This window comes from Ancylobacter defluvii (assembly GCF_018390605.1).
GTDB classification, from domain to species: domain Bacteria; phylum Pseudomonadota; class Alphaproteobacteria; order Rhizobiales; family Xanthobacteraceae; genus Ancylobacter; species Ancylobacter defluvii.
Map to the genome: position 1 here is coordinate 139557 of NZ_JAHBGD010000013.1, position 20330 is coordinate 159886.

The window sequence follows — 20330 nt, forward strand, 5'->3', positions numbered from 1 at the left end:
ATCGCGCGCTGTATGGCGGATCAATCGTCGCGATAGACACGCTCGCGGCGCTCGTGACGCTCCTGAGCCTCGATCGACAGGGTGGCGATCGGCCGGGCTTCGAGACGCTTGAGCGAAATCGGATCGCCAGTCTCTTCGCAATAGCCGTAGCTGCCGTCGTCGATACGTTCCAGCGCGGCGTCGATCTTGGCGATCAGCTTGCGCTGGCGGTCGCGAGCCCGCAGCTCGATGGCACGGTCGGTTTCGGAAGAAGCCCGGTCGGCGATGTCCGGGTGATTCTGGTTTTCGTCCTGGAGATGCTGAAGGGTTTCCTTCGCCTCGCGCAGAATGTCATCCTTCCACTGAAGCAGCTTGAGGCGGAAATACTCCCGCTGCCGCTCATTCATGAAAGGCTCGTCCTCGCGGGGGCGATATTCCTCGTCGATGACTACCGACATCGGCCTTCGTCCTCGTGTTGCAGGGTATGCCCCTTTCGGGCGCAGCTTATAGCGTCCCGAACCGCGCCGTACAACCATCCTCATTGTCATCCACATGACATGAAATGGCGGATTTTTCAGCAGCTTGCGCGGAAATTGCAGGCACGCTTCCGGTCTGGCCGTCCTCATCTCGAAACGACGCCGCCATCGTGCCGGGGCGGCCGCGACCGGTGAACGAAAAACCTGGCGCGAGCAAGCCCATATCTATGACCGGCGCCGCAGCATCAGGCATCCGCCCCGTCGGCATAGCGGGCACGCTCGCGATGCGCATCGTCGACGCGGTGCATTTCCCGCTCCCAAGCGTCGGCCGAGCGCCGAGCCAGCATCGGCGCACGATGTGCGTCGGCTCGAATGCTCCATCTTCATGGCACGGCGTGACGCGGGACGACGACCTGGCAAAACGAAAGGCCCCGCCAGGCAATGCGCCGGACGGGGCCTTGATCATGCTCGGATAGGCCTGGCGGGGCGCCAGCTCACTGGATGCCGAGGAAGAAGGTGTAGGACAGCGAGACGCCAGCCTGGAACTGGTTGCGGTCGCCGTTCTGAACTACCAGCGGGCTGTCGGCGGCATCGCCGGTCAGATACTCGTACTCGGCGAAGATCGAGCCGGTAATGTTCGGGTTGAAGCGCTTCATGATCTGGCCGCCGACGCCTACCGAATACACGCCGCCGCCAGCCTGATAGGGAGCGAGATCGTTGCCGAGCGAGATCGCCGTGGCCGACTGTTCCGGGGTGATGCCGAAATAGGTATCGACGAAGCCCGAGCTCGCCATCTTCAGGCGCGGACCGCCGGAGACGGTGAGGCCGCCCCAATAATCGGCGAAATGGATGGCATCGAGCGCGAAATCCGCCACCACACCCTCATAGCCGCCAAAGCCATAGCGCAGTTCGGTGCGGAAGCGCAGCCAGTCGAGCGGGTAGAATTGCAGGTAGCCGCCGACCTCGAAGGCGTAGTCGATGTCGCCCATGCCGCGCAGGTCGGACGAATCACCCTCGTCGCGCTTCCAGATCATGTTGGCCACCGGGCCAAGCTCGAAGGTGCCGACATTGAACAGCGCGATGCTCGGGCTGTCGTTGAAGCTGCTGAAGCGGCTCAGCTCGTTGGCGCGGTCGATGCTGATGATCGGCATGAAGCCGAACTCGTAATTGCCCGAGCCTAAATATTCAGGCTGCCCCGTGACATAACCGCCCAGCGTGAGCGTCCACTGCCGATCGGCGGGCGTCTCCGTCTGGATGGTTACCGGCTGGACGGCCGACATGTCGGCGGCCTGCGCCAGCGTCGCGAATCCCAGCACACTCGCCGCGACTGCCAGTCCCGTTACACCGATCGACCGCATCTACCCAACCCTATGCCCGCGTTACCGTTCGTTCATAGACCAGCCTAGCCGAACTTTGGTTGCGGAAAAGTCACTTAACGGAAGTCGTTTGTCACAATATCGCACCGGCGGGCAATCGGCCGCGCCACGCCTATATAGGGCTGTGTCATTCCTCTGGCCCGAGTTCACGCCATGCTGCGCCTGATGCTGTTCCGTCACGCCAAGTCCGACTGGCCCGCCGGCGTGGCCGATCGCGAGCGCCCGCTCGCGCCGCGCGGCCGCAGGGCGGCGCCGGTCATGGGCACCTACATGGTGCGCTCGGGCCTCACCCCGTCTCAGGTGCTGGTCTCCCCGGCCCGCCGCACGCTGGAGACCTGGGCCGCCGCGTGCGATTCCTGGGCCTCGCCGCCGCCCACCACCTATGAGGAGGCGATCTACGAGGCGGCGCCCGAGATGCTGCTCGACGTCGTTCGCCGGCGCGGCACCGATTCCCCCCTCATGCTGGTCGGCCACAATCCGGGCCTCGAATCGCTCACCTCCCGGCTGGTGGCGGCGGCCGACCGCGCCCGGCTGCCGGTGAAATTCCCCACCGGCGGTCTGGCGGTGATCGATCTGCCGGCGAAAGGTTGGGCCGAGGTCGGCCCCGGCACCGGCACGCTGGAGCGCTTCGTCACGCCGCGCAGCCTCGAAGCCGAGGAGGACTGAGGCTTTGCCGTCCTGGTACGAATCGCTGGTGGAGGAGGCCCGGCTCGCCGCCTTCACCCTGCTCGACCGCGCCGAGGAACTCACCAATCCGACGCTGCGGCTAGGCATTACCGGCCTGTCGCGCGCCGGCAAGACGGTGTTCACCACCGCCCTCATTCACGCGCTGATGCGCGGCGAGCGGATGCCGGTGTTCCGCGCCATGCATGAGGGCCGCATCGCCCGCGCCAATCTGGAGCCGCAGCCCGACGACGCCGTGCCGCGCTTTGACTATGAAGGCCATCTCGCCACATTGGTGGACGAGCGCCGCTGGCCGGAATCCACCCGCCGCATCAGCGAGCTGCGCCTCGTCATAGACTACGCGCCCGCCCGCGGCGGCCGGCGCAGCCTCACCCTCGATATCGTCGATTATCCCGGCGAGTGGCTGCTCGATCTGCCGCTGCTCCACCAGTCCTATGCCGATTTTGCCGCCCAGAGTCTGTCGCTCGCCCGCGCCCCGGCCCGGGCGGCGCTTGCCGCCCCCTTCCTCGGCGGGCTCGCCGCCGCCTCGCCCGAGGTACCGGCCGATGAGGCGCAGGCCCGCCAGCTCGCGGCGCTGTTCACCGATTATCTCGCCGCCTGCCGCACTGAATCGGTGTCGATGAGCCTGCTGCCGCCCGGCCGTTTCCTGATGCCCGGCGACCTCGAGGGCTCGCCCGCCCTCACCTTCGCCCCGCTCGACCTGCCCTCGGGCGCCGAGGCCGCCCCCGGCTCGCTGCACGCCATGATGGAGCGGCGCTTCGAGGCCTATAAGGAACGCGTGGTCCGCCCGTTCTTCCGCGACCATTTCGCCCGTCTCGACCGGCAGATCGTGCTGATCGACGTGCTGGCGGCGCTCAATGCCGGCCCGGCGGCGCTGGCCGATCTGGAGGCCGCGCTCGACGGTATCCTCGCCGCCTTCCGCACCGGCCGTGATTCATGGCTCACCGCGCTGTTCCGCCACCGCATCGACAAGGTGCTGTTCGCCGCCACCAAGGCGGACCACCTCCATCACGCCAGCCATGATCGGCTGGAGGCGATCCTGCGCCGTCTCGTCGAGCGCGCGCTGGCCCGCACCGAAGGCACCGGCGCCGAGATCGACGTGGTGGCGCTCGCCGCCGTCCGCGCCACCCGCGAGGCCAGCGTCAAGCGTGGCCGCGCGACCCTGCCCGCCATCATCGGCGTGCCGGAAGCCGGCCAACACGGCGCCGACGCCTTCGACGGCCTCGCCGAGGCCGCCGTCTTCCCCGGCGACCTGCCGGAAAACCCCGCCGCGCTGTTCGATCCGAGCCTCGGCTTTCGCGGGCTGGCCGACGCCGAGGGCGGCGATTTCCGCTTCCTGCGCTTCCGGCCGCCGCCGGTGACACGCAATGCCGAGGGACGCGCCCTCGCCTTGCCGCATATCCGGCTCGACCGTGCCCTCGACTTCCTGCTCGGCGACCGGCTGAGGTGATCATGAGCGACAAGAGCCCCCGACGCCCGCAAGCCTTCCGCCTCGACGACCCGGATGTCGTCGTCGCCGAGGACGGACGCCCCGCCCCGCGCGGCGCCATCGTCGTCACCCCGAGCCTTGCCCTGCCGGAGCCGGAGGAGACGCCGCCGCTGCCGGCCCCGCCGCCGAGTGCCTCGCGCTGGTCGACGCTGTTCTGGACCGGCCTTGGCGGCCTCGTGTCGCTCGGGCTCGGCCTCGCCGTCTCCAAGCTGATCGAGGACCTGTTCGCCCGTGCCGACTGGCTCGGCTATACCGGCATCGGCTTTGCGGCGCTGTTCGTCGCCGGCGCCCTCGCCCTGCTGGGACGCGAGGTGTTCGGCCTGATGCGCCTGCGCACTCTCAACGCGCTGCGCGAGCAGGCGGCGGAAGCCATCGCCAAGGACGACCGCAAGCAGGCCGAAGCGGTGACCCACGAGCTGATGGCGCTCGCCAAGACCTCCCCCCGCCTGTTTCGCGCCCGCACCGAGCTTGCCGGTCATCTCGACGCCATCATCGACGGCGCCGATCTGGTGCGCCTGACCGAGCGTCATCTGATGGCGCCGCTGGATGCCGAGGCGACGCAGCTGGTATCGAATGCCGCCAAGCGCGTATCGGTCGTCACCGCCGTCTCGCCCCGGGCGGCGGTGGATCTCATCTTCGTGCTGGTGACCGCCGTCGGCCTCGTGCGCCGGTTGTCGCTGCTTTATGGCGGACGTCCCGGCACCCTCGGCATGATCCGGCTGTTCCGGCAGGTCGTCGCCCATCTCGCCGTCACCGGCGGCATGGCGGCCGGCGATTCCATCCTGCAGCAGCTGGTCGGCCACGGCATCGCCGCCAAGCTTTCGGCCCGGCTGGGCGAAGGGGTGGTGAACGGCCTGCTCACCGCCCGCCTCGGCCTCGCCGCCATCGAGGTGACGCGCCCGCTGCCCTTCGCCGCCCTGCCGGCGCCGGCGCTCTCCGACGTCGCCTCCGGGCTGATCGCACGAAGCGCGAAGGACGGCGAAAAAGACGAGCCGAAACAAGGCTGAGCACGCGACCGCTGAATCGGGTCACGAGCCCGCCGGCTGGCGTGCCCGGCTCGGACAGGCACAGCCATTCGCTGCAAAAACCATGGAGAACCAGCGGGATCGCACGGCGAGCGGAATCATTTCCTCAGCCCGCCCCAGCCCGAAACCGTCAGCCGCCCGTACCTATGCCCTTTGCCCATGCCCGCGTACAGGCGGGAGCAGATGAATCTGGCTGTGAAGCCGATGAATCGCTACATGCGAAATCACGGAGAAGCCGCTGAAACGATTCACATTCCCCGGAACACGAGCGAGTTCCGGCACCATGCGAAGACGCCAAGCTCACGCCGCGCCGCATCACAGCCGCCGATCCGTCTCCGGTCGAGCAGACAAAGTGGCGGATGTTCTCAGCCCTGATGGGCGGGCGTGCGCACCACGAGGCCGTCCAGCGCCTCGGTGATCTTGATCTGGCAGGAGAGCCGCGAGCTGGGCTGAACATCGGACGCGAAGTCGAGCATGTCCTCTTCCATCGGCCCCGGCTCGCCGACGGTGGAGACCCAGGCCTCATCGACATAGACATGGCAGGTGGCGCAGGCGCAGGCACCACCGCATTCGGCGTCGATTCCGGGCACTCCGTTGCGGATCGCGGCCTCCATCACCGTGGAGCCGACAGGCGCATCCACCGCCCGCTCGGTGCCGGCAGCGTCGATAAAGGTAATCTTCGGCATGACTGACCGTTCGTGGAAAAAGAACAAATTCAGGCTAGAGTGACTTGATAGACTCGCCCGCCGGCGAAAGCCAGCCGTCCCGGCCCTAGCCCTCTGTAGGGGCCGCCGCGACGCAATGCTTTGAAAACAAGGCGTTAACAGGCATGGTGAACAGCCCGTTAACGATAACCACAATCAGCCGATCAACCCCAGTTCCATTTTCACTACGCACAAGCGTAGGATACGGGTGCGGTGAACTGCCGTTCCGACAAGGCTTTCCGGCGATTTGCCGGTCCAGCGCATGACATGCGCCGGAAACCCTGAAGGGATGGCGGGGACCGCATACCCCGGCACGGCGGCGCGAGCCGTTCGGAGTTGCGTAAGGACCGGAGGCGACCGCCTATGTCGACGAGCACGAAAAAGGTGCATCAGGATCCCGCCGAAGCGGCGCTTTCGGCGATCGAGGAGGCCCTGAGCCTTGACCTCGCCGAGGAAGAGGTACGCGCCGGACGGGTAGATACCCCGCACGTGCCATCGGGCGCCGAGGAAGCGGATGCAGCACGGCAAGAGGCCGGCGAGGCCAGCGCCCTCCCCGAGGGCGAGGCTGCCGACCTGCTGCCGGCCCGCGATCCCGAAGGGCCGCGGATCGAGATGCGCTCACGCGACGATTTCGACGACGAGGGGGATTTCGACACCGATGGCTCGCTCACGCGCGATGTCGAGCTCGGCGATTTCGACAGCGCGCTGTCGGACCCCGACGACGAGCCGGTGGCCAATCGCCTCGGCCCGCCGCCGATCCTCGATATTCCGCGCCCGGATTTCAGCGAGCCGGCGCCCGCACCGCGCGCCGCCGGCCGGAACGAGCTTTCCCCGGGCGCCGCGACCGGTCCGCGCGCTGCCAATGACGACCGCCAGTCCATCGGCCAGCTGCTGGCGGCGCTGCAGCGCCGTCCGTCCGCCACGCCCTATTATCTCGCCGCCGGTGCCTCCGTGGCCTGGGTCGCGGCGGGCAGCGCGCTGGCGGCCACCGCGTTCCGCGGCACCGGATTCGACCTTTCGCAGATGCTGACCTCGCCGGCCGCGCTCGCCGTGGCGGCTGGCCTCATCGTCCCGCCGGCCTTCTTCTTCACCCTGGCGGCGATGTCGCGCCGGATGCAGGAGATGCGCATCGTCGCCCAGTCCATGGCGCAGGTCGCCATGCGCCTCGCCGAGCCGGCGGCAGCGCCGGTCGCCGCCGAGGCCGTCCCGCCCGCCCGCATGCAGTCCGCCGTGCCGGCGGTCGACGAGGAAATCCATCGCAATCTCAGCCGCGCCGGCGAGCTGGAGATGCTGGTGCGCTCCGAAGTCTCCGAGCTCGAGCGCGCCTATGAAGTGAACGAGACGCGCATGCGCCAGCTCATCGAGCGGCTGCAGGGCGAGCGCGAGATGGTGCTGTCGCACGCCGAACACGTCCGCGAAGCGATCGCCGCGGCGCATTTCTCCTTCACCCATGAGGTGGACGGGGTCAGCGAGCGCATCAACACCACGGTGGCGGAAGCTGCCGACCGAGTCTCGACCACCTTGTCCGAGAAGGGCGAGCACATCACGGTGGCGCTCGGCCGCGTCGGCGACACCATCATCGACGCGCTGTCCGACAAGGGCGGTGACCTGATCACCCGGCTGCAGTCCACCGGCGCCGACGTCAACGCCAACCTGTCCACCGCCAGCAACACACTGATCTCCACCCTCGGCAGCCAGTCCGAGGAGATCACCACCCGCCTGTCCGGCATCACCGGCGAGCTCGCCACCACCCTGGCGAGCCGCACCGACGAGATCGGCGACCGGCTGATGCGCACCGCCAGCGAGCTCTCCGACGTGGTGACCAGCCGCACCGACGAACTCGGCGCCAAGCTGACCGCCGCCACGCTGAATCTGACCGAGACGCTGAGCAGCCGCTCCAGCGACATCACCGACGCGCTGGTCTCCACCGGCACCCGCCTCGCCGACGAGATCGCGGTGCGGGCGGGCGAAGTGAACCAGACGCTGAAGAGCACGGGCGACGGGCTGGTGCTCGACCTGTCGGTGCGCGGCGGCGAAGTGGTGCGCAAGCTGGAAGAGACCGGCGCGCGCGTCGCCGACACCATCACCGTGCGCGGCGACGACCTCGCCGACCGCATCGCCGACACCAGCAACCGCATCTACGAGACCATCGAGGGCCGCGGCGGCGATCTCGAGCGCCTGCTCGGCGAGACCGGCGAGCGCGTCGTCCACCAGATCACCCTGGCCAGCGCCGGCGTGCACGACACGCTTGCGGCCTCGGCGGAGCAGTTCGGCCAGGATCTCGCGCAGCGCGGCGGCACGATGAGCGAGCAGCTCTCGGCAGTCGGCAACGAGGTGGCCCAGACCATCGCCCAGCGCAGCCAGCGCGCCGACCAGCAGTTCCGCGAGAGCGTGGAGACGGCCACCTCCTCCCTCGCCTCGCGCAGCGACGCCGTGCGCGAGCTGCTCACCACCCGTATCAAGGCGATCGAGGAGACCCTCTCGGTGCGTGGCAACGAGCTTGCCGACCGCATCGGCTCCGACACCGCCCTGCTCGGCCGCCAGATCACCGACGGCCTGCGCGATTTCGACACCGTGCTGCAGACCCACGGCTCCGACATCGTCGAACGCATCACCGAGCGGGTCGAGACCATCGCCCGCGCGATGGACGTCAACCTCACCGGCTTCGACGACCAGGTCTCCGCCAAGACCGAGCAGGTCACCAATGCGCTCGACCAGCGCCTCGCCAATATCGAGGGCGTGCTGGACCGTGGGCTCGAAGGCCTGAACGACACGCTGTCCGGCCGCACCGTCGAATTCGCCAAGACCCTGACGGAAGGCGCCCAGCTCGCCACTGAGGCGATGGACAAGTCGCTCGGCACGCTCGACGGCTTCTTCGCCGACCGCGCCCGCCAGGTCACCGATACGCTCGCCGAGCGCATGGACCAGGCGGCACGTACCCTCACCGACGGCGCCCAGTCGGCCAATGACGCCATGAGCCAGTCGCTGGCGATGCTGGACGGCTTCTTCGAGGATCGCGCCCGCGGCGTCACCGAGGAGATCGGCCAGCGCATCGAGCTCGCCGACCGCACGCTCGCCAGCCGCTCGCGCGACATCGCCGAGGTGCTGGACGCCCGCGTCAACCGCTTCGAGGAAACCGTCGTCGGGCGGCTGGAAAGCGTTGCCACCTCGGTGGAAGTGCGTGGCGCCGCCATGGCCGATCTGCTCGGCCAGCGCGTCGGCGCCGTTGCCGGCCAGCTGCGTGGCGAGGCGAACGACATCGAGCAGAACCTTACCGTTCTCATCGACAATGTCAGCCGCACCCTCGCCGACCGCGCCGGCGACGTCGCCTCGCTGTTCGATACCCGTACCGAGGAGATCGGCCGCCTGTTCGACGAGCGCGGCAATGGCCTGCTCGCGGCGCTGGAAGATCGCAGCGTCGGCATCACCAGCGAGATCGGCCGCAGCTCGACCGAGATGCTCGCCGCCCTCGACGACCATCGCGACACGCTGGTGCAGGCGATCGACCGCACCCGTACCGGCGCGATGGAAGACATACAGCGCGCCAGCGAAGAGCTGCTGCACACGCTGGAATCGCGTTCCGACGTCATCGTCTCCGCCTTCGAGGCGACCACCAGCGAGCGGTCCGAGCAGCTGATGCGAGTCAGCGACGAAGTGCTGAGCGCCGTGGAAGCCCGCACCGTCGGCCTTCTCGACGCCTTCCAGCGCTCGACCGCCGGCGCCGCCGGTGACATGGCGCGGGTCGGCGACGACCTGATCTCCAACCTGCGGAACCAGAGCGGCGAGGTTGTCGCCGCCATGCAGCAGGCCGGTGGCCAGCTCGCCGAGGAACTGACCCGCAACTCCGCCGCCCTGGTCAACGACATTGACGGTCGCAGCGCCCAGCTGGTCGAGGTACTGCGCCAGTCGAGCGACGTCACCTCCGCCGAATTCCTGCGGCTCACCGAGCAGTTCGTGCGCGAGCTCGACGAGCGCGGCGGCACCATCGTCGATACCGCCCGCCAGACCGCCGAATTCGCCGCCGCCGAGCTGGCGCGCGTCAGCGAGGACTTTGCGGTCTCGCTCGACGGCCGCGGCGAAGCCATGGTCGACGCTGCCCGCCAGACCGCGGAAGCCGCCACCATCGAGCTTTCCCGTGTCAGCGACGAATTCGTCGCCTCGCTCGACGGCCGTGGCGAAGCCATGGTCGGCGCCGCCCGCCAGACGGCGGAAGCCGCCACCGCCGAGCTCGCCCGCGTCAGCGAAGAGTTTGTCACCTCCCTCGACGGCCGCGGCGAAGCCATGGTCCAGGTGGCGCGTCAGACCGCCGAAGCTGCCGCCGTGGAACTTGCCCGCCTCAGCGACGAGCTGGTGCAGGCGCTCGACGGACGCAGCGAAGCCATTGTCGATGCCGCCCGCCAGACCACCGATTACGCCGCCACCGAGCTGGCCCGGGTCAGCGAGGTCTTCCTCGGCTCGATCGATGGGCGCGGCGAAGCCATCGTCAGCGCTGCCCGCCAGACCACCGAATACGCCGCCGCCGAGCTGGCCCGCATCGGCGATGAGCTGACCGGCACCCTCGACGGGCGTGGCAACGCCATCGTCGACGCCGCCCGCCAGGCGGCCGAGTTCGCCTCTTCCGAACTGGTGCGCATCGGCGAGGAACTGGCCGGCACCCTCGACGGACGCGGCAACGCCATTGTCGACGCCGCCCGCCAGACCGCGGAAACCGCTGCCGCCGAGCTGGCGCGCATCAGCGAGCAGCTGGTGAGCGACCTCGACGGTCGCGGCGGCGCCATCGTCGATGCCGCCCGCCAGACCGCCGACTTCGCTTCCTCCGAACTGGCCCGCCTCAGCGAGGAGATCACCACCACCCTCGACGGACGCGGCACCAGCATCATCGATGCGATCGCCGAGAGCGGCCGCGCGGCGGTGGCGGAGATCGCCATCACCAACGAGGCGCTACGCGGCGATGTCGTCGGCCTTCTGGAGCGGCTCGGCGACGTCAACGTCCAGCTGCAGGACGTGCTCGCCGGCTCCACGGCCAATCTCGCGGAAATCGAGAACTCGATCTCCACGCGGCTCGACAGCTTCCGTTCCACCGTCGCCAGCATCGAGGAGACCAGCCAGCTCGCCTCCGGCCGCATGGACGAGCAGATTCGCGAGCTGCGCTCGGTTTCGACCGATGTGCTGCAGGATGTCTCGACGCTCACCCACAGCTTCAGCGAACAGGCCGGCCTCATCACCGATGTCGCCACCGCCCTCGGCTCGGCCCACGAGAATCTCGACGAGACGCTCGGCGGCCGCCACGAAGCGCTGCTCGCCCTTGCCGACACGCTGAAGGCCCGCACCGGCGAGATCGACGGCAGGCTCGCCGACTATGCCCGCGCACTCGACGACACCTTCGCCCGCGCCGAGACCCGCGCCGCCGAGCTGGCGCACAGCATCGTCGAGAGCGCCAGCTCTTCCGCCGATGCCGTCGTCACCCAGCAGGAAAAGCTGCGCCAGTCGGTCGAGAGCGAGCGCGAGCGCACCATCACCGATCTCCACCGCACCTATGAGCAGGCGGTGGACGAGGTGAGCGCCCTGATGGCCAAGGCGCAGGAGAGCTTCACCGGCACCGCCGACGAGTTGCGCCGGTCCGCCAACGACATCCAGGGCCTGCTGGAGAGCACCCGCGACGAGCTGAAGCGCGGCATCCTCGTACTGCCGGAAGAAACCGAAGCCAGCGCCGCGACGCTGCGCCGCACGGTCAGCGACCAGATCAAGGCGCTGGCCGAGCTCAACGACATCGTCGCCCGCCACGGCCGGGCGCTCGATATCGACACCGGCGCGCGCAGCCGTCAGGCCGCCCCCGCCCCGGTACCCGCACCGGCCCCCACGCGGACGGCCGAGCCCGCGCGCCGTGCCGAGGCCCCGCGCCCGGCGATACCGGCGCGCGCCGAAGCCCCGCGCTACGAGCCGGCCGCCCGCGCCTCGACCCCGGCCCCCGCGGCACGGCCTCAGGCTTCGACCACCCTGCCGCCGGTCCGCCGGCCGGTGCCGACCCCGCCGCCCGCCGCCCCGGACGCCCAGAGCGGCTGGCTGTCCGAATTGCTGGCCCGCGCCGACACGGAGGTTTCCGCCCCCGCGGCTCGGACGCCGCGCACGCCGGCGCCCGCCCGGCCGGCCGAACCCCGGCCGCCCGTCAACGAGCGCCCGGTGCAGCACACCATCGAATCGCTCGACTCGCTCTCGGTCGATATCGCCCGGATGATCGACCACGAGGCGGCGGTGGAGCTGTGGGAGCGCTACAAGCGTGGCGAGCGCAATGTCTTCACCCGCCGGCTCTACACCATGCAGGGCCAGCAGACCTTCGAGGAGATCCGCCGCAAATATCGCCGTGATCTCGAGTTCCGCGACACGGTGGACCGCTACATCCTGGAGTTCGAGCGGCTGCTCGAGCAGATCTCGCGCGACGAGCGCGGCCAGGCGCTGACCAACACCTATCTCACCTCGGACACCGGCAAGGTCTACACGCTCCTCGCCCATGCCGCCGGCCGCTTCGACTGAGCAAACGACGGGTAGGTTACGACATTAGGACGGGCGCCCTCGTGGCGCCCGTTCCGTTTTCAAGGCCGGAGGAACACCGCACGGTCGGGAGTGCCGCCGCGGCTCCCGCCGGCGACGTCTCATCCGGCCCGCAGCGCGGCGATGGGTGCGTCGTCCAGAGCTGAACCTTGATGAATCGGTCATGGCCATGGCGGGATCATTCTTCTAGCGCCGGGGAGGCCGAAGCGGGCGACGACCTCCCTCGGTTCAGCCAGGGTGAAGACCTGGCCGAGATAGGGCTTGCGGTGAAAGGCAAGCTCCTGCCGCGTGACGATCAGCAGGCTCGCCACGCTGTCGGGACAGGTGAAGGTCAAGCTTTGCGGCCGAAAGGCATCGAAGGGCAGCACCAGCGATGCCGGGCGGGACGGGTCGCGGCCATCAGCGAAATCGCCAAGGAAAAATACACGGGACGTTCGAGTGGCCGTCGCCGAGCTTGCGGCGGCGTTCCGCCCTCAGCCAGTCCGCGACGGCCAGCCGGCGCTCCAGATAATTCGCCCGGACCAGCCGCCTGCCCGACGCCCGGATCTCGTCGAGGATGCGCACGGCCTCGGCGGGCGGCAGATCGCAGAGATTCCTCCCGGCGCCCCGCGCGGGATCATGGTTATGGGTGATTACCGCCGGGAAAGACATCATGGCGGAATTCCCGTGGGACGAATATCGCCCGGGAGAGGCAGCAGCAGGTCGGCCCGACGGCTTCAGCGCCGGGCCGAGGCCCAGGTCACCAGCTCGGCCAGCACCTGATTGGACGCCTCGTCCAGCGCCCGCGTCGCCTCCGGCCCGCTGGTGCCGGCCGCCGCCGCCCGGCCGGTGAACACCCGCGCCGCGACGATGCGCCCGCTGGTGCCGGCGACGATGCGAGCGGAAATCTCCACCACCGCCTCGGTGCCGTCATGGGTCTGCAACCCGAAGGTGCGGATGTCGGTGAGCAGCTGATAGTCGGCCGAGACCCCGTCGCCGGCCCGCGTCACCCAGCGACCGCCGGTGCCGTTCTCGAAGGTCTCGATCAGCCGGGCCTGCAACAGCGCCGGCAGCCGGTCGCTCCACTGGGCGTCGCCGAGATAGGTGATCTGGCCCGGGCGCGGCTCGACGACGATCTGCTGGGTATCAAGCACCTGCAGCGCGGCCGGCGTACTTACCGACAACACGCCCGGCATGGTGCGCGGGGCACTGAAGCCGGCCGGCGCCGAAAGGTCGAAAGTCGGTATCGGCTTGCTGCCGAGCAGGGAAGCACAACCACCCAGCGCCAGCGATATCGCCAGCGCCACCGCGGCGCCGCGCAGCCGGCGTCGCCGTCCGTCCAGAACTCCCACGCGCAGGCCCCCACCCGTTCTTGATTCACGCCCAGCCATCATTATCGTCCAGTGTAGCTGGGAACAGACGACCCGCCAAAGATGAACTGGCGCGGGTTGCGTTCGAGATTGCGGAAAACCCGCTCGATCTCGGCCAGCGTGCGGCGACCATCGGCGGCCAGCGCCTCGTATTGCCGCAGGCCCGGGCCGGTGAACTGGTTGAGGTTCTTCGTCAGTTCGGCCGTGCGCACATCGAGATTGGCCGCCAGCTTCCGCACCTCGGCGGCGGCGGAGGAAATCTCGTTGAACATGCCCTTGCCTTCCTCGCTGGTGGTCAGTGCGTTGACGTTGTCGAGGATGGTGTCGACCTTGTCCGACATGGTGCCGAGCCGCGAGGTAAAGCCGCTGATGTCGTTCACCGTCGAACGTACCTTTTCCGGGTCCACCGCCTGCACCGTCTTGTCGAGATTGGCCGCCAGCTGGTCGATCCGCCGCGCCGCCGCGCCGACATCGTTGAGCAAGCCGTTGATATTGTCGGCATTATTGCCCAGCACGGTGGTGAACTTGTCGACATTGTCGATCACCGAGGTGATCTTGCCCTGGTTGTCGCGCAGGAGATCGTCGACGCGGCGCACCACATCGTCGACCCGGCCCATGATCTGCTTGGCGCCCTGCACCAGATCCTGCACCGCCCCGGTATCCGCCTCGATGCGCGGCAGCTGGCCTTCAGCCGGCGTCTGCAGCGGCTCGGCGGAGGCCAGGCCACCGACCAGCCCCACCGAGGCAAGGCCGGTCAGCACCTGCGCGTTGAGCTGGGCGCGGGTATCCGATTTCACCGGCGTCGTCGGCTGCACGGCGATGGTCGCCACCACCCGGCGCGGGTCGAGCGCATCGAGCCGCAGCCCGGTCACCTCGCCGACCGGTATGCCGTTGAAGGTGACGGCGGAACCGGTCTGCAAGCCGCTTACCGGGCCGTTGAACACCACGTCATAGAGGGTGCGCGGCCCGCGCGAAGCCGAGCCGTTGAACCACCACACGAAGGCGAAGCCCGCGGCGACCACCAGCAGGGTAAACAGGCCGATGATCGTATAATTGGCACGCGTTTCCATCGTCCGGTCTCACCGTCCCTCGTCGTGGCCATTCTGCGGGCCGATACCTGCCGCCCGCGCCCGCTTGCCATGGAAATAGGCATGCACCCAGGGATGGTCGGACTTCAGCATCGTCTCGATTGGTCCCACCGCGATCACCTTGCCGTCGGCAAGGGCCGCGATTCGGTCGCAGACGCTGTGCAGGCTGTCGAGATCGTGCGTTACCATGAATACGGTCAGGCCCAAAGTCTGCTGCAGCGTGGCGATCAGATCGTCGAATTCGCCGGCGCCGATCGGGTCGAGACCCGAGGTCGGCTCGTCGAGGAACAGGATTTCCGGGTCGAGCGCCAGCGCGCGGGCGAGCGCGACTCGCTTGATCATGCCGCCCGACAACTCGGAGGGCATCTTCTCGAGAACGTCGGGCGGAAGACCCACCATCTCGACCTTGGCGAGGGCGACCTCGTTCATCAGCCGCTGCGACATGGTGAGGAATTCGCGCATCGGAAACTGGATGTTCTGCTTCACGGTAAGCGAAGAGAACAACGCGCCCTGCTGGAACAGCACCCCCCAGCGCTGCTCGACCTTGCGACGCTCCTCGAAGCTCAACGCGTCGAGATCCTCGCCGAACACCTGCACCGTGCCGGAGACCTTCGGCACCAGGCCGAGGATGGTGCGGGTGAGCACCGACTTGCCGCCGCCGGAGGCGCCGACGAAGCCGAGGATCTCGCCGCGCCGCACGTCCAGCGACAGGCCCTTGAGGATCTTGCGCTCGCCGAAGGCGACCACGAGGTCGCGGACGTGAATGATCGCATCGTCATTCGGTTCGGCATGGGGTGGGGCGCGTTCGGTATCGAGCTGCATCGCCGGCCCCCTACATATCGATCGCGGCGAAGAACATGGCGAACAGGCCGTCCACCACGATCACCAGGAAGATCGCCTTCACCACCGAGGCGGTGGTGTGGGTGCCGAGCGATTCGGACGAGCCGCCCACCCGCATGCCCTCCATGCAGGCGATCAGGCCGATGATGGCGGCCATGAACGGCGCCTTGATCATCCCGACCTCGAAGGTGTTCAGCGAGATCGCCTCGCGCAGCCGGTTGATGAAGATCTCCGGCGAGATGCCGCCATAGAGCCAGGCCACCAGCCCGCCGCCGAACAGCGCGCACATCGAGCCGATGAAGGTGAGCAGCGGCACGGCGATGATCAGCGCCACCAGGCGCGGCAGCACCAGCACCTCGTTGGGATCGAACCCCATGACCCGCAGCGCGTCGACCTCCTCGCGCATCTTCATCGCGCCGAGCTCGGCGGTGAAGGCGCTGCCCGAGCGGCCGGCGACCATGATCGAGACGATCAACACGCCGAGCTCGCGCAAGGTGAGGATGCCCACCATGTCGACCACATAGGTGGTGGCGCCGAAGCGGCGGAAATGGAAGATGCCCTGCTGGGCGATGATGCAGCCGATCAGGAACGTCATCAGCGCGATGATCGGCACCGCCCGCAGGCCGGCCCGCTCCAGATGAAACACCATCGACGTCCAGCGGAAGGTCGTCGGCCGCACCAGCACCCGCAGGAATGCCGCCATCACCGCTCCGATGAAGGAGAGGAACAGCATCGAGTCCTTGCCGGTCGCCACCACCGTGCGGCCGGTGACATCGAGCCCGCCGATGATGGGATTGAGATGGCGCCGCGCCGGCGGCACCTCGTGACACCCCTGGGTTATTTCGTTCAACAGCGGCTGGAAGCGGCGCTCAAGGCCGACGAGACCGATCTTCGCTCCGTTTTCGCCGAGGCTGCGTACCAGCCGGTCGACCATCACCGCGCCGACCGTATCGAGGCTGCGCACGCCGGAAAGGTCGATCCGCACCGTCTCCGTGGCGCCGCTGCCAGCCTCGGCCAGCACCGCATCCACCGCCCCTTCGAGGGCGGCGCTCTGCGTTGCGACCCATCGGCCGTTTCCGACGACCACCAGCTCGCGCCCGTTGCGGGCCACGGCGAGCAGCGGTGCTTCAGCGGCTCCCAATTCCGGCTCCCCTCTTCCACGCGCGGCGCACGCCAAAATGGCATCACAGGAATCGGACGGCCAGCCGCAGATTCCCGCTAACCTCTTATCCGCGCAAAGGTCCCGCTGTCGAGGGTACGGGTGCGGCCACCCGGCAGGCGGAGGTAATATTACACAGTTAAACGATGGTCGGCCCGGCACTGTGCTTTCCCTGTGACGCCCTGACGCCACATTTGCCGGCACACTCGCCCTCGCCCCTGTCACGCGCCGATTCGCGCCTCTCGCTTCGCCTGTTGACCCATGCCCCAGCTCCTCGTCCGCACCGAACGTTTTCCGATTGCCGGGCGCTTCACCATCGCCCGCGGCTCCAAGACCGAGGCGGCGGTCGTCGTGGCCGAGGTGCGGGATGGCATGCATGTCGGGCGCGGTGAATGCGTGCCCTATCCGCGCTATGGCGAGAGCGTCGAGGCCACGGTCGCGACGCTGGAAGCCCTCGCCGACGCCGTTGCCGCCGGCCTCGACCGCCTCGCTTTGCAGCAGCGGCTCCCGCCCGGCGCCGCCCGCAACGCCCTCGACTGCGCCCTGTGGGATCTCGAGGCCAAGCGCAGCGGCCGCCGCGTCTTCGAACTCGCCGGCCTGCCGGAGCCGCAGCGCGTCGTCACCGCCTACACGATCAGCCTCGATACGCCGGAAGCCATGGCCGAGGCGGCCCGCGCCGCCGCCCGGCCGCTGCTCAAGCTGAAGCTCGGCGCTCCCGGCGACGCCGAGCGGCTGGCCGCCATCCGCGCCGCCGTGCCCACGAGCGAGTTGATCGTCGATGCCAATGAGGGCTGGCGGGCCGAGGAGCTGGCGCTGCATTTCGACGCCTGCGCCCGCTCTGGTGTTACCCTGATCGAGCAGCCGCTGCCGGCCGGCGCCGATGCGGCGCTCGCCGACCTCCCGCGTCCCGTGCCGGTCTGCGCCGATGAGAGCGTGCACGGCCGCGACAGCCTCGCCGGGCTGGTCGGCCGCTACGACGCCATCAACGTCAAGCTCGACAAGACCGGCGGGCTCACCGAGGCGCTGACATTGGCGCGCGAGGCCCGCGCCGCCGGGCTCGACATCATGGTGGGCTGCATGGTGGCGACCTCGCTCGCCATGGCGCCGGCGCTGCTGCTCGCCGGCCTCGCCCGCATCGTCGATCTCGACGGCCCGCTGCTGCTGGCGCGAGACCGCGAGCCGGCGCTGCGCTATGAGGGCAGCCTCGTCTTTCCGCCGGCACCGGAACTGTGGGGCTGAACCGCCCGGCCGGACCTCATCCTGCGTCCTGCGACCGCAGGCGATGGGTGAGCAGCGCCAGCACCGCGCCAACCGCGCCCAGCCCGGCCGACAGAAAGAAGGTCGCGGCGCCGATACGGCTCCACAGCGGCCCGGCTGCCAGCGTGGTCAGCGCCACGCCGATCGTCACGCCCCAGGTCGCCATCGCCTGCAGGCTCGCCCCGCGACCGGCCGGGGCGTAGCGCGCCACCAGCTCCACCATACCGAGATAGGTGCAGGCGAAGGTGCCGGCATGCAGCGTCTGCAGCAGCGGCAGCAGCGCCGCCGGCGGATCGAGGCCCATCGCGGCGAAGCGGACCACCACGCAAAGCCCGCCCAGCGCGATCAGCCGCGCCGGCCCAAGCCGCGCGGTCAGCCGGGTGCCGAAATGGAACAGTGCCACCTCCGCCATCACCCCCACCGCCCACAGTCCGCCGATGGCGCCGCCGCTCAGGCCCTGGGACTGCCAGTGCAGCGAGGAGAAGGCGTAGAGCACGCCGTGCGAGCCCTGCACCAGCGCCGCCGCGCCGAGACCGAGCAGCAGCACGGGCGGGATGCGCCCGCCGGCGGTCTCCCGTCGCGAGCCCGGCATCGCGGCTTCCTCCAGTGGCAGCGCCAGCAGCGCGCAGGCGAAGCATCCCGCCACGATCAGCCAGAGGATGCCGTCGCCGGGAAACGCCCCAAGCACCGCGCCACCCACGATGCTGCCGCCGATGAAGCTGATCGAACCCCAGAGCCGCGTGCGGCCATAGTCGAGGCCGATCGCCCGGCGTCGCGCCACCGTATAGGCGTCGAGCACCGGCAGCGTCGGCTGCCAGAACACCGAGGCGAGGCCTAGCGCCGCCAGCAACGTCCACGGCCCCGGCGCCGCCAGCACCGCGAGGAAGCACAGCGCCGAGGCGAGCGAATACAGGATCACCGTCAGCCGCGGCCGCCCGGTCCGGTCGGCGATGAGGCCTCCGAGCGGCTGGGTGCACAGCCGCGCCAGCAGCGGCACCGATAGCGCCACGGCGATGAAGGCGGCATCATATCCACGTCCCGCCAGCCATACCGGGAAGAACGGCAGATAGATGCCGATGCCGAAGAACAGCCCGACATAGACGCTGGCGATGATGTGGCGCTGGGCGATCACGGACGGTACGGGCACAGGAACCGACTCGCGCGGGATGCGCGGCCGGCGCTGCGATAGCACCGCCCGCCGCCGCTGCGAATGCCTGGCTGTCGCGAAGGCCCTTAATTGCTGCTCTTGCCCCACCAGGCGTGGAAATGATGCACCGGCCCGTGGCCATGCCCGATTTCCAGCTGGTCGGCGGCGCCGATGGCGCGGGTGAGATAGGCCTTGGCCGCCTCCACCGCCGGGCGAAGCGCCAGACCCCGCGCCAGTCCGGCGGCGATGGCGGAGGAGAGCGTGCAGCCGGTGCCGTGGGTGTTGCGGGTGGCGAGCCGCGGCGCCGACAATTCGAGGAACCCGGCATCGTCGAGCAGCACGTCGACGCTGTCCGGCCCCTCGCCATGGCCGCCCTTGATCAGCACGGCGCGGGCGCCGAGTGCGCGCAGCTTCTCCGCCTGCCGGCGCGCATCGGCAAGGCCGGCCGCCGGCGCCTCGTCGAGCAACGCCGCCGCTTCCGGCAGATTGGGGGTGATCAGCAGCGCCCGCGGCAGCAATTGCCGGCGCAGGCTGTCAATGGCTTCGGGCACCAGCAGCCGGTCGCCGGAGGCTGCCACCATCACCGGGTCGAGCACCACGGTGTTGAGGCGGTGCCGGTCGAGCCCCTCAGCCACCGCCTCGATCACTTGGGGACGCGAGAGCATGCCGATCTTCACCGCATCGACCTTGAGGTCGGAGAACACCGCATCCATCTGCGCGGCGATGAAGCTTGGGGGCACGTCGTGAATGCCGGTCACGCCCAGCGTATTCTGCGCGGTCAGCGCGGTAATGACGCTGGCGCCATAGACGCCGAGCGCCGAAAAGGTCTTGAGGTCGGCCTGGATGCCGGCACCGCCGCCGGAATCCGAGCCGGCGATGGTTACCGCAATAGCGGTGCGTAGGGTGTCGGCGGTGGTCGTCTGCTCGCTCATCGGCGCCTCCTGGCCGCCAAAGGCCGGGCGCGTCCGTGCGAGGCGCGAACGCCCCGTTGCGCGCGACCCGTTTCCTCCGCCGGCATGACCCGGATCAGGTTCGTGGGTTGGCACCGGAATTCCTCCCGGCATCGCCTCTCAGCCCCGCAGCTCGCCTGCGGGACACCCCAACGCGATCGTCGCCAATGAGTTAAGCGATGCCATCGTCCGGCGCAAGGCGGCGAGCGCTTCCGCGGGGGTTGCGCCGGCCGTGCCCTTCTGGTCCTGTGGCGCGAT

General features: G+C 69.1%; 17 protein-coding genes. 6 read left to right on the forward strand and 11 right to left on the reverse strand.

Features of this window, described 5'->3' with window-relative positions; translation table 11 throughout:
- Nucleotides 1–20 precede the first annotated feature (20 nt).
- Nucleotides 21–437: an RNA polymerase-binding protein DksA gene (gene dksA / locus KHC24_RS10335; RefSeq protein WP_213363173.1), complete on the reverse strand. Its 417-nt coding sequence runs from the start codon at nucleotides 435–437 to the stop codon at nucleotides 21–23.
- Between the two features lie 104 nt (nucleotides 438–541).
- On the opposite strand from dksA, the gene KHC24_RS10340 reads away from it, so the two are divergent.
- Nucleotides 542–931, forward strand: a complete 390-nt coding sequence (locus tag KHC24_RS10340; RefSeq protein ID WP_213363174.1) for a hypothetical protein — start codon at nucleotides 542–544, stop codon at nucleotides 929–931.
- Between the two features lie 18 nt (nucleotides 932–949).
- Here the strand turns inward: KHC24_RS10340 and KHC24_RS10345 are convergent, their stop codons facing one another.
- Entirely contained in the window at nucleotides 950–1813 is an 864-nt protein-coding gene (locus KHC24_RS10345) for a MipA/OmpV family protein (protein ID WP_213363175.1), read from the reverse strand.
- 171 nt (nucleotides 1814–1984) lie between these two features.
- Here KHC24_RS10345 and KHC24_RS10350 point away from each other — a divergent pair, with 171 nt between their 5' ends.
- From KHC24_RS10350 to KHC24_RS10360, 3 genes are read left to right on the forward strand one after another with little or no spacing between them, the layout of a single operon-like run.
- Entirely contained in the window at nucleotides 1985–2497 is a 513-nt protein-coding gene (locus KHC24_RS10350; RefSeq protein ID WP_213363176.1) for a SixA phosphatase family protein, read from the forward strand.
- 4 nt (nucleotides 2498–2501) lie between these two features.
- Nucleotides 2502–3965, forward strand: coding sequence for a YcjX family GTP-binding protein (locus KHC24_RS10355; RefSeq protein WP_213363177.1), 1464 nt, complete (start codon nucleotides 2502–2504; stop codon nucleotides 3963–3965).
- A 2-nt stretch (nucleotides 3966–3967) separates the two neighbouring features.
- On the forward strand, nucleotides 3968–5011 hold the full coding sequence (locus tag KHC24_RS10360; RefSeq protein ID WP_213363178.1) for a YcjF family protein: 1044 nt from the start codon (nucleotides 3968–3970) through the stop codon (nucleotides 5009–5011).
- A gap of 383 nt (nucleotides 5012–5394) precedes the next feature.
- Here the strand turns inward: KHC24_RS10360 and KHC24_RS10365 are convergent, their stop codons facing one another.
- Nucleotides 5395–5715: a 2Fe-2S iron-sulfur cluster-binding protein gene (locus KHC24_RS10365; protein ID WP_213363179.1), complete on the reverse strand. Its 321-nt coding sequence runs from the start codon at nucleotides 5713–5715 to the stop codon at nucleotides 5395–5397.
- Between the two features lie 381 nt (nucleotides 5716–6096).
- Between KHC24_RS10365 and KHC24_RS10370 the strand changes: the two genes are divergently transcribed.
- Nucleotides 6097–12264, forward strand: coding sequence for an apolipoprotein A-IV repeat region-like domain-containing protein (locus KHC24_RS10370; RefSeq protein WP_213363180.1), 6168 nt, complete (start codon nucleotides 6097–6099; stop codon nucleotides 12262–12264).
- 179 nt (nucleotides 12265–12443) lie between these two features.
- Here the strand turns inward: KHC24_RS10370 and KHC24_RS10375 are convergent, their stop codons facing one another.
- From KHC24_RS10375 to KHC24_RS10400, 6 genes are all read right to left on the reverse strand, one after another.
- Entirely contained in the window at nucleotides 12444–12650 is a 207-nt protein-coding gene (locus KHC24_RS10375; RefSeq protein ID WP_213363181.1) for a hypothetical protein, read from the reverse strand.
- Nucleotides 12651–12681: 31 nt separating this feature from the next.
- Nucleotides 12682–12936 (reverse strand): hypothetical protein, encoded by a 255-nt coding sequence (locus KHC24_RS10380; protein WP_213363182.1) that lies wholly within the window; start codon nucleotides 12934–12936, stop codon nucleotides 12682–12684.
- A 62-nt stretch (nucleotides 12937–12998) separates the two neighbouring features.
- Nucleotides 12999–13613, reverse strand: coding sequence for an ABC-type transport auxiliary lipoprotein family protein (locus KHC24_RS10385; RefSeq protein WP_271180510.1), 615 nt, complete (start codon nucleotides 13611–13613; stop codon nucleotides 12999–13001).
- 41 nt (nucleotides 13614–13654) lie between these two features.
- Nucleotides 13655–14701 (reverse strand): MlaD family protein, encoded by a 1047-nt coding sequence (locus KHC24_RS10390; RefSeq protein WP_213363184.1) that lies wholly within the window; start codon nucleotides 14699–14701, stop codon nucleotides 13655–13657.
- Between the two features lie 9 nt (nucleotides 14702–14710).
- Nucleotides 14711–15541, reverse strand: a complete 831-nt coding sequence (locus KHC24_RS10395) for an ABC transporter ATP-binding protein (RefSeq protein ID WP_213363185.1) — start codon at nucleotides 15539–15541, stop codon at nucleotides 14711–14713.
- A gap of 10 nt (nucleotides 15542–15551) precedes the next feature.
- Nucleotides 15552–16700, reverse strand: coding sequence for an ABC transporter permease (locus tag KHC24_RS10400; RefSeq protein ID WP_213363186.1), 1149 nt, complete (start codon nucleotides 16698–16700; stop codon nucleotides 15552–15554).
- Nucleotides 16701–16979: 279 nt separating this feature from the next.
- Between KHC24_RS10400 and dgcA the strand changes: the two genes are divergently transcribed.
- Nucleotides 16980–17957, forward strand: coding sequence for an N-acetyl-D-Glu racemase DgcA (gene dgcA, locus KHC24_RS10405; protein ID WP_213363187.1), 978 nt, complete (start codon nucleotides 16980–16982; stop codon nucleotides 17955–17957).
- A 16-nt stretch (nucleotides 17958–17973) separates the two neighbouring features.
- Here dgcA and KHC24_RS10410 read toward each other — a convergent pair whose 3' ends face one another.
- Together KHC24_RS10410 and thiD are read right to left on the reverse strand one after the other, a co-directional pair.
- Nucleotides 17974–19122 carry an MFS transporter gene (locus KHC24_RS10410; RefSeq protein ID WP_271180511.1) on the reverse strand — a complete coding sequence of 383 codons (1149 nt, stop codon included), beginning with the start codon at nucleotides 19120–19122 and terminating at the stop codon, nucleotides 17974–17976.
- An 86-nt stretch (nucleotides 19123–19208) separates the two neighbouring features.
- Nucleotides 19209–20054, reverse strand: a complete 846-nt coding sequence (gene thiD / locus KHC24_RS10415; protein ID WP_213363188.1) for a bifunctional hydroxymethylpyrimidine kinase/phosphomethylpyrimidine kinase — start codon at nucleotides 20052–20054, stop codon at nucleotides 19209–19211.
- Nucleotides 20055–20330: the final 276 nt, after the last annotated feature.

What these genes read in the sequence shown, in the direction of transcription:
- KHC24_RS10365 (WP_213363179.1), bottom strand. Translation starts at nt 5,715, where the DNA reads ATGCCGAAGATTACCTTTATCGACGCTGCCGGCACCGAGCGGGCGGTG.
- KHC24_RS10390 (WP_213363184.1), bottom strand. Translation starts at nt 14,701, where the DNA reads ATGGAAACGCGTGCCAATTATACGATCATCGGCCTGTTTACCCTGCTG.
- KHC24_RS10350 (WP_213363176.1), top strand. Translation starts at nt 1,985, where the DNA reads ATGCTGCGCCTGATGCTGTTCCGTCACGCCAAGTCCGACTGGCCCGCC.
- KHC24_RS10380 (WP_213363182.1), bottom strand. Translation starts at nt 12,936, where the DNA reads ATGATGTCTTTCCCGGCGGTAATCACCCATAACCATGATCCCGCGCGG.
- KHC24_RS10345 (WP_213363175.1), bottom strand. Translation starts at nt 1,813, where the DNA reads ATGCGGTCGATCGGTGTAACGGGACTGGCAGTCGCGGCGAGTGTGCTG.
- KHC24_RS10340 (WP_213363174.1), top strand. Translation starts at nt 542, where the DNA reads ATGGCGGATTTTTCAGCAGCTTGCGCGGAAATTGCAGGCACGCTTCCG.
- KHC24_RS10360 (WP_213363178.1), top strand. Translation starts at nt 3,968, where the DNA reads ATGAGCGACAAGAGCCCCCGACGCCCGCAAGCCTTCCGCCTCGACGAC.
- KHC24_RS10395 (WP_213363185.1), bottom strand. Translation starts at nt 15,541, where the DNA reads ATGCAGCTCGATACCGAACGCGCCCCACCCCATGCCGAACCGAATGAC.
- dksA (WP_213363173.1), bottom strand. Translation starts at nt 437, where the DNA reads ATGTCGGTAGTCATCGACGAGGAATATCGCCCCCGCGAGGACGAGCCT.
- thiD (WP_213363188.1), bottom strand. Translation starts at nt 20,054, where the DNA reads ATGAGCGAGCAGACGACCACCGCCGACACCCTACGCACCGCTATTGCG.
- dgcA (WP_213363187.1), top strand. Translation starts at nt 16,980, where the DNA reads ATGCCCCAGCTCCTCGTCCGCACCGAACGTTTTCCGATTGCCGGGCGC.
- KHC24_RS10370 (WP_213363180.1), top strand. Translation starts at nt 6,097, where the DNA reads ATGTCGACGAGCACGAAAAAGGTGCATCAGGATCCCGCCGAAGCGGCG.